At 66.2% G+C, this 15,685-nt stretch carries 15 protein-coding genes; 8 read left to right on the top strand and 7 right to left on the bottom strand.

Going from position 1 to position 15,685, the window contains the following annotated elements:
• Window positions 1–204: 204 nt before the first annotated feature.
• The 6 genes from DW2_RS04015 to DW2_RS03990 all read right to left on the bottom strand — a co-directional run bounded on the left by DW2_RS04015 (window position 205) and on the right by DW2_RS03990 (window position 6,232).
• Window positions 205–1,512, bottom strand: coding sequence for an autotransporter outer membrane beta-barrel domain-containing protein (locus DW2_RS04015; RefSeq protein WP_038143958.1), 1,308 nt, complete (start codon window positions 1,510–1,512; stop codon window positions 205–207).
• Between the two features lie 15 nt (window positions 1,513–1,527).
• Window positions 1,528–2,640, bottom strand: coding sequence for a helix-turn-helix transcriptional regulator (locus DW2_RS19000; protein WP_051855319.1), 1,113 nt, complete (start codon window positions 2,638–2,640; stop codon window positions 1,528–1,530).
• A gap of 198 nt (window positions 2,641–2,838) precedes the next feature.
• Window positions 2,839–3,132, bottom strand: coding sequence for a curli-like amyloid fiber formation chaperone CsgH (csgH, locus tag DW2_RS18995; RefSeq protein WP_156102872.1), 294 nt, complete (start codon window positions 3,130–3,132; stop codon window positions 2,839–2,841).
• Between the two features lie 140 nt (window positions 3,133–3,272).
• A complete protein-coding gene (locus DW2_RS18990; protein ID WP_051855313.1) occupies window positions 3,273–3,692 on the bottom strand; it encodes a hypothetical protein in 420 nt (139 codons plus the stop codon).
• 80 nt (window positions 3,693–3,772) lie between these two features.
• Complete coding sequence (locus DW2_RS03995; RefSeq protein ID WP_051855310.1) at window positions 3,773–4,129, bottom strand: hypothetical protein; 357 nt, start codon at window positions 4,127–4,129, stop codon at window positions 3,773–3,775.
• A gap of 492 nt (window positions 4,130–4,621) precedes the next feature.
• A complete protein-coding gene (locus tag DW2_RS03990; protein WP_038143957.1) occupies window positions 4,622–6,232 on the bottom strand; it encodes a BCCT family transporter in 1,611 nt (536 codons plus the stop codon).
• Between the two features lie 316 nt (window positions 6,233–6,548).
• On the opposite strand from DW2_RS03990, the gene DW2_RS03985 reads away from it, so the two are divergent.
• On the top strand, window positions 6,549–7,526 hold the full coding sequence (locus tag DW2_RS03985) for a PAS domain S-box protein (protein ID WP_051855307.1): 978 nt from the start codon (window positions 6,549–6,551) through the stop codon (window positions 7,524–7,526).
• A gap of 55 nt (window positions 7,527–7,581) precedes the next feature.
• Here DW2_RS03985 and DW2_RS03980 read toward each other — a convergent pair whose 3' ends face one another.
• On the bottom strand, window positions 7,582–8,745 hold the full coding sequence (locus DW2_RS03980) for an ROK family protein (RefSeq protein WP_156102871.1): 1,164 nt from the start codon (window positions 8,743–8,745) through the stop codon (window positions 7,582–7,584).
• A gap of 220 nt (window positions 8,746–8,965) precedes the next feature.
• On the opposite strand from DW2_RS03980, the gene DW2_RS03975 reads away from it, so the two are divergent.
• The 7 genes from DW2_RS03975 (at window position 8,966) to DW2_RS18985 (ending at window position 15,586) form a co-directional block, all read left to right on the top strand.
• Complete coding sequence (locus DW2_RS03975) at window positions 8,966–10,204, top strand: extracellular solute-binding protein (protein WP_038143955.1); 1,239 nt, start codon at window positions 8,966–8,968, stop codon at window positions 10,202–10,204.
• A 132-nt stretch (window positions 10,205–10,336) separates the two neighbouring features.
• Window positions 10,337–11,200, top strand: a complete 864-nt coding sequence (locus DW2_RS03970; protein ID WP_238321249.1) for a carbohydrate ABC transporter permease — start codon at window positions 10,337–10,339, stop codon at window positions 11,198–11,200.
• The gene (locus tag DW2_RS03965; protein ID WP_038143953.1) at window positions 11,200–12,045 is read left to right on the top strand and encodes a carbohydrate ABC transporter permease; all 846 of its coding nucleotides are present in this window, start codon (window positions 11,200–11,202) and stop codon (window positions 12,043–12,045) included. The genes DW2_RS03970 and DW2_RS03965 overlap by 1 nt, the downstream gene beginning before the upstream one ends.
• Entirely contained in the window at window positions 12,042–13,061 is a 1,020-nt protein-coding gene (locus DW2_RS03960) for an SIS domain-containing protein (RefSeq protein ID WP_038143952.1), read from the top strand. The genes DW2_RS03965 and DW2_RS03960 overlap by 4 nt, the downstream gene beginning before the upstream one ends.
• A gap of 2 nt (window positions 13,062–13,063) precedes the next feature.
• Window positions 13,064–13,990 (top strand): carbohydrate kinase family protein, encoded by a 927-nt coding sequence (locus tag DW2_RS03955; RefSeq protein WP_038143951.1) that lies wholly within the window; start codon window positions 13,064–13,066, stop codon window positions 13,988–13,990.
• The gene (locus tag DW2_RS03950) at window positions 13,987–15,048 is read left to right on the top strand and encodes an ABC transporter ATP-binding protein (protein WP_038143950.1); all 1,062 of its coding nucleotides are present in this window, start codon (window positions 13,987–13,989) and stop codon (window positions 15,046–15,048) included. Before DW2_RS03955 ends, DW2_RS03950 begins: the two co-directional genes overlap by 4 nt.
• Before the next feature lie 118 nt (window positions 15,049–15,166).
• Window positions 15,167–15,586, top strand: coding sequence for a hypothetical protein (locus DW2_RS18985; RefSeq protein ID WP_051855298.1), 420 nt, complete (start codon window positions 15,167–15,169; stop codon window positions 15,584–15,586).
• The last annotated feature ends 99 nt before the right edge of the window (window positions 15,587–15,685 follow it).

The raw sequence follows: 15,685 nt of genomic DNA, 5'->3' as shown, positions 1-15,685 counted from the left end.
AAGGGGGGCGGGAGCGTCGGCGGTGCCGCGATGGCGGGGCGATCCGCAAGACGCCCCAAGCCGCTTCCCCCTGCCGCGCCGGCGTCTTCACGGCTTCATCGGGACGCGGCGGCGGACGTCTCGCCTGTCCGCGCGACCATCCCTTCGGTTCGGCGATGGCACATGACCGCGGCCGCCGCCCGGTCCGCCAGCCGCGATCTTCTTTCAGAAGCGATGAACGATGCTGAGCGAGACGCCGGTGCCGAATTGCGGGCGGGTCGCGACGCGGCGGGTATAGAGCTCCGTCCCCCCGCCATCGACGCTCACGCTGTCCGCGCCTGTGGTGATGTCGCCGCTTGCGGGCGAGAGCTCGGTCACCATCGTCGGGACCGCCGAGAGGTAGTCCTCGTAGAGCCCGATCGAGAGGGTGGTGTCCGATCCGATCTCGCGGCTCAGCCCCAGAGTGACGCGCCCGGTCCAGGTCATCGTGGAATAGCGCTGCTCCGGGTCGGCGAAGCTTTGCGCCGCGATACCTTCGATCGTCGCGTTGTGCCAGCCTGACAGCGTCCCGTGCATCCGGCCGCGCCCCGCATCGAGCGACACGGCCAGCCGCCAGCCGTCGCCGAGATCGCGGCTTGCCCCGGCACCCAGAGTGAGCGCGAGATAGTGGCTGCGCAGCCGCTCGGTCTGGCCGAGCGTGATCGCGGGAAGCGTGGCGCCGTCGGAGAAGGGATCGAGCCGGTAGCTGACCTGCTGCGAGATCCTGCGGTCGAGGGCCAGGGTTTCGAGCCCGACACGCGGCGTCAGCGTCCAGGGGCCGGAGGTGTCGATCCGCCGCCCGATCCGCAGGCTCTGGCTCCAGCTCGTGGTGGTGTCGCGCAGCATCGTGCTCTTGCGGGTCCAGCCCGGTCCGCCGAGACCGGCCACCACGATGCCCTGCCCGTCATAGATGAGCCCGAAGCCGGCCGCCGTCAGCGACTGGCCGTCCAGCGCCATCGCGATATAGCTTCCGCCCCCTGCGGTCGGCGAATAGGCGAAGACGGTGGTCCGGTTGCCCGGCGGATCCTGCGGCGAGAAGGAGCTGCTGTCGATCCTCACGGTGGTCCCGCTCGGTCCCGGCGCCGTCACCACCGCGGTGCCTTGCGCCCCGGGCGGTAAGGTCGAGGGGGCGGTGTCGATCTTGATCGTGCCGGAGGGCAGGGTGCCGGTGCTGGCGGAGAAGGTGCTTCCGGAGGGAACGAGGCTCTCGCTGGTGCGCTTGGCCCGGAAATGACCGATCGAGCCCTCCCATTCGAGGAAGCCGTCCTTGCCCAGCGTGCAGGCGGCGCCCTCGGAGAGCGTGGAGCCCGAGGCGCGCGGCAAGCGCCCGCCGCCGGCTTCGGGGACGGCCTCGCTCTGCGCCCCCCGGGTCATGCCGAACCCGGCCGCAGCGCCGATCCCCACGAAGCGGATCTGCGGCCCCGCCGCGGCCGGCCCGGCGCTTGCCGCGATGGCCGCCAGTCCCCAAACCCACTGCCAGCCACGTCGTGTCATGAGCCACCGCCTCCATCACACCGTCGCGTGGACCGTGGCAAGGCGGGTCAGGAGCGCGATCAGCTCCTGCTGGCGGGCGGTATCCGTCTTGCGCATCACCGCGGCGAGCTGGTTGCGCAGCGTCTCCTTCGAGACCTTGCGCCGCACCGCCAGATCGCCGATCGACTCTCCGGCCAGAAGCGACACGGCGAGATCGGCTTCCTTGGCCGACAGTCCGAAGACGCGCCACAGGATGTCCTGGCTCAATTCCATCGGCATCGACAGGTTCTCGCAGACTACCGCGAAGAGCGGTCCGGTCTCGCCCGCGAGGGGGCCTTGCCCGACCAGGGGGGCGCCCTTGAGCCGCACCAGCGTGAGGATCTCGCGCAGTTCGCCCGAATGATGCGGGACCGTCATGATCGCGACCCGCTGGCTCAGGCTGTCGCGCAGCGCGGCGAACTGGTCGACGAATTCGAGGCCCGCGCCCGGATCGGTCATGTGCAGGATGCCGTCTGGTCCCACCCCGAGGACCATGCCGACACGGATCATCGACTGCGCCCGGCTGTTCATCCGCAGCACCCGCTGCGCGCCGTTGAGCAGCACGACGGGGAAGGGCATCAGATCGAGGAGGTTGGACGCAAGCTGCTCGGCCTCGCTGACCTGATCGCGCAGGCGGGCGACGCGCACCGCCAGTTCGAGCTGCGCGGCGATCCGGTGCAGGTAGTCGCGCAAGGGCTGGCGCAATTCCGCCTCGCGATGGCGCGGGTAGCGCACTTCGATCGCGAATTGACGGCTGCCCGAGCGGCAGAAGACGATGCCGGCAAAGCATTCGAGGGCAGGGCTGGCCGCGGCGAATGCCCGCGCCATATGCCCGGCCGAGGCGTCGCTGCCGCCCAGATCGCGGTCCTGGTAGACCTGGCCCACATCCATCGTCCATTGGTGCTGGGCCCATCCCTCGCTCCGGCCAAGCTCGGCCTGGAAGGCGCGGGTCAGTTCGGCGCTCCCGCCCTCGTGCAAAAGGAAATTGCCGGCCAGGCGCCTGCTGTCCTGTCCGACGATCAGCACCGCGGTGCCGGGAAAGGCGGCGGAGATCACGTTCAGCGCGGATTGGAAGATGTCGTCTTCGAACGCCGCGGCAAAAAGCGGCACGGATTCATCAGACGTGCGAGGACGCGAAGGAAAAGGCATTATGAAAATCCTTAATCCATCCCGTTCGCACCAACAGCCCATCGGCAGAATACCGCCAGTCAGGGGGTTCTCGCAACAATTTCGGCCATGTGTCGGCCGCAGAAAGACCAACAAATAAAGGTGATTTGTCGAAATAGGCGACTCATTGTAAAGGCGCGATCACTGTGCTGCTTCACAAAGCTCGCCATCCTCGGAATGCACGAGAAGCCGCACCGAAACACTGCTTCCCGCCCCCGAATTCACCACCACCGCACCGACGACCGCCGGCTCATCGGGAGAGGCGGCGAAGAGGCCGTTCTGATGCACGTTCGAGGCGCCGCCCGAGCCCTCGGAGAGGACCGAGAAACTGTAATCGCCCCGCACCGGGCGCAGGGCGCGGATGATGCCGGTCAGTTCGACCCCCGCCGCGACATGTCTGCTGCGTATTTCGCATTCGATGGACGAAGTTGTCATGGCCTGAACGCGCCCTCCTGAGAAACCCGTCAAGAGCGCGAGCACGGCTCCCACGATCAGGGAAACCGGGCCGCCGGATCTGCGACAGGCATATTGCGCAAGTTGGGTCATGGCCGCTCTCCCGCCCACCCAGATGGTGATCATTTTATCTCGAATCCGACCGTCGCCGAGGTCAGCGCCGATCCGCCGCTGCGTTGACCCGAGACGGGTGTATGCCCGGCGATATGGGTATCGGCCTGAAAGCTGGTCTCGGACTGCATGTTGCCGGTCTGGGTGATCTCGTGGCTGAAGCCGGTTCCCGACTGCACCGTCGCGGCGAAGTTGCTCTGACCGGTCTGGCTGGTCGCCGCACTGTTGCCGCTGCCGCTCTGCTGGGTGAACGACATGTTGCCGCGGCCCGCCTGCGAGGTCGTGGCGCGGTTTCGCCAGCCCTCCTGCCGGGTGAAGGAGAAATTCTGCGCCGCCGCCATATCGGAAAGCGCCAGCGTCGCGACCAGGCAGGTCGCGAGAGCGCAACCTGCCGCGGGGAACGAGCGGGGTCTCTTGATCTTCGGTGTCATCGTCAGTCTCCTCGTTTTGATGGGTTGAGGGCGGGGAGGGGGGCGGCCTCGCGACCGCCCCTCGCCAAAGCGCGCTCGGCTCAGTGCTGGTAGGTGTTCGACACGTTCCCGACGCCCTGCTGGGTCGTCGAGGAGACGTTGCCCCAGCCGCCCTGGACGGTGCCCGAGAAGTTGTGGCGGCCCGTCTGGTTGGTCTCCGAGCTGTTGCCGACCCCCGACTGCGCGGTGCCGGAGAAGTTGCCGCGACCGACCTGGCCGGTGAAGCTCGAGTTGCCGAAATCACGCTGGATGGTCATGGCGGTGTTGTGCCGGCCGAGCTGACCCGTGGTCTGCGAGTTGAAGGCGCCCGCCTGGTCGACGACGGACAGGTTCCCGCCCGCAAGCGCGGCGCCGGCTCCGGCGAGGACGAATGCGGCAGCGATGACAAACTTTTTCATCTTGAGTCTCCTGGTTTGAAGGTCTGGGTTGATCGGGTTCCTTGTCCGACCGTGAGGAAAGGCTACGCCGGCGCACCGCGTCCCGGGTGCGGGCAAGCGTCATGCGAAACGGCCCGTTCGGCACGCGAAGCGGGGGCGGGGCGGGAATTTTCATTGCATGCGGGGAAGGGACGCGCCGGTTGCGCGGGAGCGAGGCCCGTCCGGGGCTACGGACCGGGCAAACGGGGCAGCGATCGGCTCATTCGGGTCATCCTTCGCTCATCCGGGCCGGTTTGTGACCCATTCGTACCATGCCGGGCGGCTCGGTCGCTCGCGGCGGAGCCCGTCGTGGCGTGCTCCGCCTGCCGTGTGGCGTCGCCCCGATGTTCGTTTGGAGGGCGACGCGGGCACTGGCGCTCGTGGCCGGGCGGTCTGCCGTCTTCCGGGGCGCCCGGTCAGAGGCCACAAGGAGCTATGCGAGAGGGCCCGGTGTCCACCGGGCCCTCCGCTCGATCAGAACTCTTCGAGATCGGGACGTTTGCCGATGCTGACATGGTCGATCTCTTCGAGCGTGAAGCCGCGGATGATCGAGGGGATCATCATCGAGACTAGCACGAAGATCGGAAGGCCGACCACGGTGATCACCTGTTGCAGCGCGCTCAGGCCCGCATCCCCGGCCAGAACGATCAGCATCGCCGCGACCAGCCCTTCGGCCGCGCCCCAGAAGACGCGCTGATGAACCGGGCCGGGCGTCGGCGTGCCGGTGCAGAGCATGTCGACCACGAGCGAGGCGGAATCCGACGAGGTGGCGAAGAAGATCGCGACCACGATCACGGCGATGCCTTGCACGACATGGACGAAGGGGAAGTGCTCGAAGAAGGCGAACATGGCAAGCGGCACGCTGTCGGAGACCGCCTGGCTCAGCTGCCCCGCCTGCTCGCCCATCGCGGCGCGCGCGGCCGCGCCGATCCCGTCGAACTCCATAGCCTGCCAGCCGAAGATCGCAAACCAGATCAGGGTGAAGAGCGAGGGCGCGAGGAGCACGCCGAAGACGAATTCGCGCACCGTGCGCCCGCGCGAGATCCGCGCCACGAAGAGGCCGATGAAGGGCGACCAGGTCACAGTCCAGGCCCAGTAGAACACCGTCCACGACCCTTGCCAGCCCCAGCCGGGGGTCTTCGGGTTCTCGTCCGCGAGCATGTCGTTCCAGAAGGCGAGGTGGAACAGGTTGTCGAAATAGAGCCCGAAGGTCTGCACGATCCCGCGCAGCAGGAAGAGCGTGGACCCGAAAACCAGCACGAAGACCATCAGCCCGACCGCCATGCCGATATTGATGTTCGAGAGCAGCTTCACCCCCTTGTCGAGCCCGGCCACGATGGACGAGATCGCGACGACCGTGAGGACGGCGAGGATCCCGATCTTCACGACAGTACCGTCTCCGATCCCGGTCAGCGCGTTCAGACCCGCGGCGATCTGGCTCGAGCCGAGGCCGAGCGACACGGCGACGCCGAATAGCGTGCCGAGAATGGAGACGATGTCGATCGCCTTGCCGATCGGGCCGTGGATGCCCTCCTTCAACAGCGGGTAGAAGACCGAGCTCACCCGGACGGGAAGGTCATAGCGGTTGATGAAATAGGCAAAGCCGAGGCCCGGCAGGGTGAAGATCGCCCAGGTATGCAGGCCCAGATGGTAGATCGCGATCGAGATCGCGTCCTTCGCCGCGCGGTCCGAATAGGGCTCGACGCCGGGCAGGGGCGGTTTCGAGAAATGGCTGATCGGTTCGGCCACCCCCCAGAACATCAGCACCGTGCCGATGCCGCCCGCGAAGAGCATGGTGAACCAGGACAGGTTTCCGTATTCGGGGCGCGAGTCTCGCGGGCCCAGCCGGATATGCCCGTGGCGCGACATCGCGGCCCAGATCAGAAAGCCGAGCCAGATATTCACCCCGAGGATGAAGAACCAGCCGAGATCGGTGACGATCCAGGCGCGCCCGGCCGCGAACGCATCGCCGATCTGCTTTGGAAAGAGGACGAGCGCGATCACGAACAGGATCGTGGCTCCGGCTGATACGAAGAAAATCGTCGGGTCCGTCCGCAGACCGAGCCGCTTGGCGAATGCGTGCATTGTCTCTCCCCTGTCGCGCTATGATCGTGAAGCTAAACGAGCAAGGGGGGAGGTGGTTCCGGCTTCGTTTCCCTCAGGCGGGAGCGCTGCCACCGCCTGACGGTGGCGACACCGCGCATGGGCGTCTGTCGCCATGTGGGCAGGGGAGGACGCGCATGACCCGCACGTCAAAACATGTTGCAAAGACCCGACGGGCGCGTCAGAGAACTGTCTGAACAGGAAGGCCGCCACATCCGATTGAAACCGCTGGTGCGCGACCGCAAATTGATTCATTTTCTTTTCGGGCTTCACCTGGGCTCATGAAAGGTTCGTGCGCATGGATTCGCCGGAAAGCCTCAAAGAGCATCTCGTCGCCATCGTCGAGAACTCCGATGATGCCATCATCACGAAGAACCTCGACAGCATCATCCAGAGCTGGAACAAGGCGGCGGAGCGTCTCTTCGGCTATACCGCCGAGGAAGCCGTCGGTCAGTCGATCACCATGCTCATCCCTGCGGACCGGCAGCAGGAAGAGGTGGAATTCATCGCCAAGCTCAGCCGGGGTGAACGGATCCATCATTTCGAGACGATCCGGCAGCGCAAGGACGGCTCGTTCCTCCCGGTCTCGCTGACGGTCTCTCCGGTGCGCGACGCGACGGGGAAGATCGTCGGCGCGTCGAAGATCGCGCGCGACATCAGCCTTCAGCACCAGGCGGCCGAGCAACAGCGGGTTCTGCTCGCGGAGATGCGCCACCGGGTCGCGAATTCCTTCGCCATCGCCGGCAGCCTGCTCACCGTCACCGCGCGACAGGTGGAGACCGCGGGCGACCTCGCGAACCTGATGCGCGAGCGTCTCATGGCGCTCTCCGCCGCGCACAAGATGGCGGTCAGAGATCCTTCGGGAGAGCTCAGCGAGAGCGCGGATCTGCGCGAGCTCCTCGCGTCAATCATCGACCCGTTCGCGAGGGATGCCTTGCGCGAGTTCGAGATCGAGGAGCTCCGCGTGGCCCCGGCCGCCATCACGCCGATCTGCCTCGTCTTCTACGAGCTGGGCACAAATGCGGTGAAATACGGCGCCCTCGGTCAACCGGGCGGGACGGTCTCGATCCGGGCCCGTCGGCGCGGCGATCGGTTCGTGATCGAATGGGTGGAGCATTGCAGCCTCGCCGCATGTGACGAGCTCAGGGACGGGTTCGGCACCCGGCTGTCGCAAAGCGCCGTCGAAGCGACGCTCGGCGGCACGATGTCACGCCAGTTCGACCCTTCGGGCATGAAGGCGGTGATCGATCTGGATCTGGGAAAACTCACGAACTGAGTGAGGACGCGCGTGCGGCGCAGAGCCTCGCGGCACCTGGACCACCTTCCCGGCCCTAGTTCTTGAGCAGAGCCGAATAGCGCGGGTCGAAGCTGCGGCTGATCGGTTCGGCCGCCGCGCCGATCGCGACGATCCACGGGTCAGCCTTTCCGCTCAGCAAGCCCTGCTTGCCGGCCGGTTTCCGGCGCGCGTTCACATGCGCGACGAGCCTCTCGATCAGGGCCGGCGGCGCGGTGCCGCACAGGATCACTCCCTCGGGCGAAAGGGTGAGCTGCAGAAGATCCGCCGCCCAGTCGAGATGGTTCGCCGCCGAGACGATCCAGTCCTCGACCTGCTCTCCGCCGTTTGCGAGCAGATCCTCGATCCGCGCGAAAAGCCGCATGTCCTTGCGGTCGAGCGCGAAGGCGTCGCATAGCGCATTGAGCGAGACATTCTGTTCGAGCGTCGTTCCGCGCCGCTTCGCGAAGGGGCTCGGTATCATGCCGATCTCGCCCGCATTGCCGTCGCGGCCCGAGAAGAGCTCGCCATTGATGATCAGCCCGGCGCCGAGGCCGTAGCCGAGATAGATGCAGGCCGCGCTGCGCAGCCCATGCGCGCGCCCGGTCAGTTTCTCGGCCGTCGCTGCAGCTCCGGCGTCGTTCTGGAGGCTCGCTTCGAGGCCGGTTTCCTTCTCGAGATTGGCGATCAGCGGGTATTCCTGCCAGCGCGCCATCGTGTAGTCGTCATCGGTCATGTTCGCGCCGCGCAAACCGAACGGGCCGGGCATTGCCACACCGAGGCCGAGAACGCGCTCGTCACCCTTCGGATGGAGCCGCGCAAGCTCTTCCAGAGACTCGCCGATCAGGGTGCACAGCGTCCGGAAGCCGGTTTCGGGATCGCGCACGGCCAGCGAGGTTTCCCGGCGCAGAACCACGCGGCCCAGGAAGTCGACGACGACGCAATGGGCGAGATGCCGGTCGATCTGAAGCCCGATCGAGAACGCCCCGAAAGGCGCGAGGTCATAGGGCATCGCCGGTTTGCCGCGCCCTTCCTTCACCACCTCGCGTGCAATCACCAGACCTTCGCGCTCGAGATCGTCGATGATGTTCGACAGCGTCTGCTTCGCGAGCTTGGTGGCCCGCGCGAGGGCCGCGCGCGAGAGCGCCCCGTTCACCCGGATCGCGTCGATCACGACGCGCCGGTTGTGGACGCCGGCTGCACCGGAACTGGTGCCGAACATGGCGCGGATTCGTGAGGATCGGTTGTCCATAAAAAAGAGATTGACAGGAGAAACCTCTCTCCGCAATCATTAAGTCCAACAGGTGGACTAAAAAGCCTGACAGCAGCATCGCGCGGTTTTCGCCCCCTCCGCACCGGCAGGGAGCGAGGCGACGGGATGCCTGCACTGCAAAAGAGAAACGAGGCATCCCGCCTCATTCAACGATGACAGGAGAGGAAAGATGAGACTCAAGAAGACTGCCGCATTATGGGCGACCGCCGTTCTGGGCGGGCTGACCCCGATGATCGCCCAGGCGGAAACGACGCTGAACGCGCTGTTCATGGCGCAGGCCGCCTATAGCGAGGACGATATCCGGGCTATGACGAAAGGGTTCGAAGAGGCCCATCCCGACGTCAAGATCAATCTCGAATTCGTTCCCTATGAAGGGCTGCACGACAAGACGGTGCTCTCGCAGGGCGCGGGCGGCGGCTATGACGTCGTTCTGTTCGACGTGATCTGGCCTGCGGAATTCGCCCAGAACAAGGTGCTCGTCGATGTCTCGGACCGGATCACCGACGACATGAAGTCGGGTGTCCTTCCGGGGGCGTGGACGACCGTCCAGTATGACGGCCGCAGCTACGGAATGCCGTGGATTCTAGACACGAAATACCTGTTCTACAACAAGGACATGCTCGCCAAGGCCGGAATCGAGACCCCGCCGAAGACCTGGGCCGAGCTGAAGGCGGATGCGCAGAAGATCAAGGATGCGGGCATCGTCGAATATCCGATCGTCTGGAGCTGGGCGCAGGCCGAGGCCTCGATCTGCGACTACACGACGTTGCTGAGCGCCTATGGCGGCGATTTCATCAAGGACGGCAAGCCCGACTTCCAGAACGGAGGCGGTCTCGAGGCGCTGCAATACATGGTCGATAGCTACAAGTCGGGCCTGACGAACCCGAACTCGAAGGAATTTCTCGAAGAGGACGTCCGCAACATCTTCCAGAATGGCGATGCTGCGTTCGCGCTGAACTGGACCTACATGTACAACCTCGCCAACGATCCCAAGGAGAGCAAGGTCGCGGGGCAGGTGGGTGTCGTAGCCGCGCCGGGCGTGGAGGGGGTGAGCGATGTCTCGGCCGTCAACGGTTCGATGGGGCTCGGTATCCCGACCACGTCGAAACATCCCGACGAGGCCTGGGCCTATATCACCTACATGACCTCGCAGAAGGTGCAGGACGAATTCGCACGTCTCAGCCTTCCGATCTGGAAGAGCTCCTATGACGATCCGGCGGTCACCAAGGGTCAGGAAGAGCTGATCACCGCGGCCCAGAAAGGGCTGGCGGCGATGTATCCGCGCCCGATGACCCCGCATTACCAGGAAATGTCGATGGCCCTGCAACAGGGGATCCAGGAAGCGCTTCTGGGGATGAACTCCCCGGAAGATGCGCTCGGCGCTGCGGCGGAAAACAGCGGTCTCTGACCCGTTCCGTCCGGCATCGCGAGGGGGACGCTCCCGGTCGTTCCCCTCGCACCGAACTCCCCCGTTCCCGGCTTTCGCCGCCGTTCCCCTCCGTCCCGAGGTTCCCGACCCATGTTCTCCGAGCGCAGAAACTTGCGGGCCTGGCTGCTGATGCTGCCCCTGCTCGCCGTGATGATCGCCGTGATCGGCTGGCCGCTTGCCGATACCGTGCGGCTGTCGCTCACCGATGCCCGTCTCGTCGGGACCGGAGGCCAGTTCGTCGGCTTCGAGAATTTCGCAAAGATGTTCTCGAGCCGGAACTTCCAGAGTGCCTTCCGGACCACGTTGTCCTTCACCTTCTACTCGGTCTCGACCGAGATGGTGGTCGGCGTTCTCGTCGCGCTGCTTCTCAATCAGCGCTTCTATGGCCGCACGCTGCTGCGCGCCCTGATGATCCTGCCCTGGGCGCTTCCGACCGTGGTGAACGCGACCCTGTGGCGGCTCATCTACAATCCCGAATACGGTGCGCTCAATGCAGCGCTCACCCAGTTCGGCCTGATCGACGCCTACCGGTCCTGGCTCGGCCTGCCGGGGAGCGCGATGGCCGCGCTTATCGTGGCCGACGTCTGGAAGAACTTTCCGCTCGTCGCGCTGATCGCGCTGGCCGCGCTGCAATCCGTGCCGAACGAGATCCGGGCCGCCGCGATCAGCGACGGCGCCAATGTCTGGCGGCGCTTCCGCTATGTGACGCTGCCCTATCTGATGGGGCCGCTGATGGTGGCGCTGGTCCTGCGCACGATCGAGGCGTTCAAGGTCTTCGACCTGATCTGGATCATGACCCGCGGCGGTCCCGCGAATTCCACCCGCACGCTGTCGATCCTCGTCTACCAGGAAGCCTTCGCCTTCCAGCGGGCCGGATCGGGCGCCTCGCTGGCCTTGATCGTGACCCTGATGATCACCGTTCTCGCGGTCGCCTATCTCAAGATCATGCGGTCCTTCGCCGGGGGAGGGAAGTGATGGAACGCCAGTCTCGCACCTTCTCGGTCTTCGTGCATGTGATGGCGCTGCTCGTTGCGCTGATCATTCTCGCGCCGCTTGCCTGGCTCTTCATCATGAGCATCTCGTCGAACGCGGATCTCTCGGCCAAGCCCTTGCATTGGTGGCCCGAGCATTTCGATCTCTCGCGCTACGTGACCCTGCTGTCGCGTCAGGAGAACTCCGCCGGCGCGGCATTCCTCGCCTCGCTCTTCAACAGCTTGAAGGTCGCCTCCATGGCGACGCTCGCGGCGCTTGGCGTGGGTATTCCCGCAGGCTGGGCGGCGTCGCGCAACCCGCGGCTTGGCTGGTCTCTCGGGCTCGTCGTGGGCACCTACATGCTGCCCCCCGTCGCGCTGTCGGTCCCGCTCTACCTGATCCTCGCGAAATTCGGCCTGCTCAACAAGGTGTTCGGCCTCGCGCTGGTCTATCTGAGCATCCTCGCGCCCTTCGTGACCTGGCTGCTCAAGTCCGGCTTCGATCCGATCCCGCGGGAGCTGGAGCAGGCGGCGTCGATGGATGGCGCGCGTCTCGACCAGCTGCTGCGGATCGTGATCCTGCCGCTCGCGCTGCCGGTCATCGCGACGGCGCTGATCTTCGCCTTCCTGCTGGCATGGGACGAGTTCTTCTACGCGCTCCTCTTCACCTCGACGCAGGACGCCAAGACCCTCCCCGTGGCGATCGCCGATCTCGCGGGGGGACGTGTTTCCGATTACGGCCTGATCGCGACGGCCGGGGTGCTTGCCGCCCTGCCGCCCGTCGCGATCGGGATCTTGATGCAACGTGCCCTGATATCGGGCCTCACCAATGGAGGTGTGAAAGGATGACCACCGTGTCGAACCCCAGCTATGACCCGATCTCGGCGCTCTATGACGAGATGGCCCGACAGATGGGGGATGCGCAGGCGAGCCTTGAAGGCGCGCGCGATCTCGCCCGCACGATCGCCGGCTCGTTGCGGCGCACGAAGCGCCTGGTTCTCCTTGGCATGGGGGGCTCGCATGCGGTGGGCCGCGCGCTCGAGCCGAGCTATCGCGCGCTCGGGATCGACGCGATCGCGCTGCCGCTCTCCGAGCAGCTCGACGCGCCCGTGCCGCTCGAAGGTCGGACGGTCATCGTGACCTCGCAATCGGGCGAAAGCGCCGAGGTGTTGCGCTGGTTTGCGGACGGGCACGCGCCCGCCGACACGTTCGGCTCGACGATGGAGCCCAATTCGAGCCTCGCGCGGCTCGCGCCGTCGCTGATCGGGGCAGGGGGCTCCGAGATCCCCTTCGCGGCGACCCGGTCCCTGACCGTCACGCTGGCGCTGCACGCGGCCATTCTCGGCGAGCTCGGTCTCGATCTGGCGCCCACGCTCGAGATCCTGCGCAATCCTTCTCTCGCCGATGTCGATGCGGCCGTGGTGCGGTTCAACTCCGTCTCCGCGATCGTGACGTCGGGGCGGGCGCTGCAGGGCGTCGCGGAGGCGATCGCGCTCGGGCTGACCGAGCTGTCGCGCCTTCCCTGTTTCAGCCTCGAAGGCGGTCAGCTGCGCCATGGCCCGGTCGAGATGCTCGCGCCATCGGTCGGGGTGGTGATGTTCCGCGGCGACGATCCGAGCGCCGACAAGGTCACGAGCCTCGCGCAATTCGTGGCGGAAAGCGACGCGCCTCTGATCCTGTTCGACGCCTCGGGCCGCCCGCCGGTGGAGGGCGCGCTCTGCGTGCCTTGCGCGAAAGCTTCGGGGCTGGCCGCGGCGTTTTCGATCCTGCCGAGCGCGCAGCGCTTCATGGTCGATTTCGCGGCCTCGCGCGTGCCCGATGCGGGCGTGCCGGTGCGCAGCTCCAAGGTTACCCGGGTGGAATGACGATGACCCGACCCCTCGCAACCGTCGGCAACGTGAATGTCGATTTCATCCTCGGGCCGCTCGCGCCCTGGCCCAAACCCGGTTCGGAGGTGCTGTGTGCGCGCGATGAGCTACGCGTGGGCGGAGCCGCCGGGAACGTCGCGCAAGCCTGGCGCGGCATGGGGCGGCCCTTCCAGATCGCGGCCAATGCGGGCTCGGACAAGTTCGGCGACTGGCTTTGCGAAGAGTTCGGCCCCCTGGCCGCGCGCTGGCCCCGCACGACGGGGTCGACGACGGTCTCTGTGGGGCTCATTCATCCCAATGACGAGCGCACGTTTCTCACGACGGCGGGGCATCTTCCCGCGCTTGACTGGCCGCAGGTCGATGCGATGCTCGACTGGGAGGCGCTGCGCGGGGGCATCGTGATGCTCTGCGGGTCCTTTCTGACCGATGCGCTGTGCAGCGATTACGAGGCGCTCTTCGCGAAGGCGCGGCGCTTCGGGATTTCCGTCGCCCTCGATACCGGATGGCCGCCCGAGGGATGGAGCGATGCGGTCCTTGCCCGGGTGCGGGACTGGATCGCCCAGAGCGACATCGTGCTCTTCAACGAGGCCGAAGCCACCAGCTTCACCGGCCTCGCCGATCCGCTCGAAGCCGCGACCGCGCTGAGCTCGCTGCAACCCGAGGCGGGTATCGCGGTCGTCAAGATCGGCCCGAAAGGCGCGATCGCGCGCGCAGGTGACACGACACACCGCGCGGCCGCGCCCGCGGTCCGGGTCCGTGACACGATCGGCGCGGGCGACGTGTTCAATGCCGCTTTCCTGGTCGCGCTCGCCGACGGCCGCGCGGTCGGAGAGGCGTTGGGCTCTGCGGTGGGTTGCGCGTCGCGCGCGATTTCCACCGAGCCGCGTCAGTATCTGTTGCAAGAAGCGCCGGAGGTGCAGGCATGAGCGCGCTGCAGTTGAAAAGCATCCGAAAATCCTTCGGGGCGATCGAAACGCTCAAGGGGATCGACCTGACCCTCGAGGACGGAGAATTTCTCGTGCTCCTGGGTGCGTCGGGATGCGGGAAATCGACGCTTCTGAGCACGATTTCCGGCCTTGTCGACCCCACCGAGGGCGATGTCATCCTTGACGGCAAACGGCTCAACGGCGTGCATCCGAAGAACCGCGACATCGCGATGGTGTTCCAGTCCTATGCGCTCTATCCGAACCTGTCGGTCGCGCGGAATATCGGCTTCGGGCTCGAGATGCGCAACGTGCCCCGGGCCGAACGCGACAGCGCGGTGCTGGAGGCGGCGAAGATCCTGCAGATCGAGCATCTTCTCGACCGCAAGCCCGCCGATCTGTCGGGCGGCCAGCGCCAGCGCGTCGCGATCGGGCGCGCGCTCGTGCGCAAGCCGAAGCTGTTCCTGTTCGACGAGCCGCTCTCCAATCTCGACGCGAAGCTCCGGATGGAGATGCGCAGCGAATTGAAGCGGCTTCATCAGAGGCTCGGGGTCACCGTGGTCTATGTCACCCATGACCAGATCGAGGCGATGACGCTGGCCACGCGGATCGCGGTGATGAATGCGGGCCGGATCGAACAACTCGGAACGCCCGAAGAGATCTACAACCGGCCCGCCTCGCGCTTCGTGGCGGAATTCATCGGCGCCCCGCCGATGAACATTCTCGACGCGACCGCGATCGACGGCCAGATCAGCTTGGGGAAGTCCGGCGTGATCTGGCCCCGCAAGGCGCCCCGCGGCCCCTTCGTCGTGGGCTTTCGGCCCGAGGCGCTGAAGCTCGCACCGATGGAGGGGGGCTTGCCGCTCACCGGAAAGGTGGACCTGATCGAACTGACAGGCCCGGAATTCATCGTGAGCCTCGATATCGGCAACGGGGAAAAGGTCATCGCGACGATCCCGGCGGAGCATCCGGTGGCGCTGAACGAGGAACTCACGCTCCATGTCGATCCCGCGCGGTTGTCGCTGTTCGACCCGGAGACGGGGCTCCGTCTGGAAAGCTAGGGCGCAACTGCGGGCCGGTCGGGAATCGGGCGGAACGCGCGCTGTTGCTTTCCGACAATGCGCGCGCGGCAATCTCACGCCACCGTGATCGAGCAACACTCATTCATGGAGCAAAGAGATGGCTGGAATTCTTTCACGTTCGACTTCGCCCCTGCAGCCCGTGCGCGCAGTTTCGGCGGCATTCACCTTCGCCTTGGCCTGCACGGTTCTCCCGGCAGCACCCGCCCTTGCCGCGGATGAGCCACTCGTCCTCGCGCAGGGGCAATCCCAGGATCGCGATCAGGACCGCGACAAGGACCGCGATCAGGACAAGGATCAGGATCGGGATCGGGACTGGAGCGATGCGGATCGCGACCGCATCCGTGACCGGCTGCGCGACGGAAGCTGCCAGGACGTCGTTGCCGCGACCGACGAGATGCTTGCGGTGATCCGCTCCTGCCTGACGCAGGACAGGGCCCGCGACGGCAGCTGTCAGGACCGCATCGACCTCGGCCTCGAGGCGCTTCAGAGCATGCGCGACCGCTGCCGCGGCAATTGAGGAGGCAAGATCCGCGCGGCGCGGTCCCTACCGGATCCCGTTTCGGGCTGCCGGGCCCGGTGCGCCTGCGACATTCGGGGCCGTCTGCCGGGCTCGACG

The organism is Thioclava atlantica (assembly GCF_000737065.1).
GTDB lineage: Bacteria > Pseudomonadota > Alphaproteobacteria > Rhodobacterales > Rhodobacteraceae > Thioclava > Thioclava atlantica.
This window is presented reverse-complemented; position numbering and strand designations above follow the sequence as displayed.

Bases quoted from the DNA above. Each gene is read 5' to 3' on its own strand.
- DW2_RS03975 (WP_038143955.1), top strand. From the start codon at position 8,966: ATGAGACTCAAGAAGACTGCCGCATTATGGGCGACCGCCGTTCTGGGC.
- DW2_RS03965 (WP_038143953.1), top strand. From the start codon at position 11,200: ATGGAACGCCAGTCTCGCACCTTCTCGGTCTTCGTGCATGTGATGGCG.
- DW2_RS18985 (WP_051855298.1), top strand. From the start codon at position 15,167: ATGGCTGGAATTCTTTCACGTTCGACTTCGCCCCTGCAGCCCGTGCGC.
- DW2_RS03990 (WP_038143957.1), bottom strand. From the start codon at position 6,232: ATGCACGCATTCGCCAAGCGGCTCGGTCTGCGGACGGACCCGACGATT.
- csgH (WP_156102872.1), bottom strand. From the start codon at position 3,132: ATGACAACTTCGTCCATCGAATGCGAAATACGCAGCAGACATGTCGCG.
- DW2_RS04015 (WP_038143958.1), bottom strand. From the start codon at position 1,512: ATGACACGACGTGGCTGGCAGTGGGTTTGGGGACTGGCGGCCATCGCG.
- DW2_RS03995 (WP_051855310.1), bottom strand. From the start codon at position 4,129: ATGAAAAAGTTTGTCATCGCTGCCGCATTCGTCCTCGCCGGAGCCGGC.
- DW2_RS03980 (WP_156102871.1), bottom strand. From the start codon at position 8,745: ATGTTCGGCACCAGTTCCGGTGCAGCCGGCGTCCACAACCGGCGCGTC.
- DW2_RS03955 (WP_038143951.1), top strand. From the start codon at position 13,064: ATGACCCGACCCCTCGCAACCGTCGGCAACGTGAATGTCGATTTCATC.
- DW2_RS18990 (WP_051855313.1), bottom strand. From the start codon at position 3,692: ATGACACCGAAGATCAAGAGACCCCGCTCGTTCCCCGCGGCAGGTTGC.
- DW2_RS03985 (WP_051855307.1), top strand. From the start codon at position 6,549: ATGGATTCGCCGGAAAGCCTCAAAGAGCATCTCGTCGCCATCGTCGAG.
- DW2_RS03950 (WP_038143950.1), top strand. From the start codon at position 13,987: ATGAGCGCGCTGCAGTTGAAAAGCATCCGAAAATCCTTCGGGGCGATC.
- DW2_RS03960 (WP_038143952.1), top strand. From the start codon at position 12,042: ATGACCACCGTGTCGAACCCCAGCTATGACCCGATCTCGGCGCTCTAT.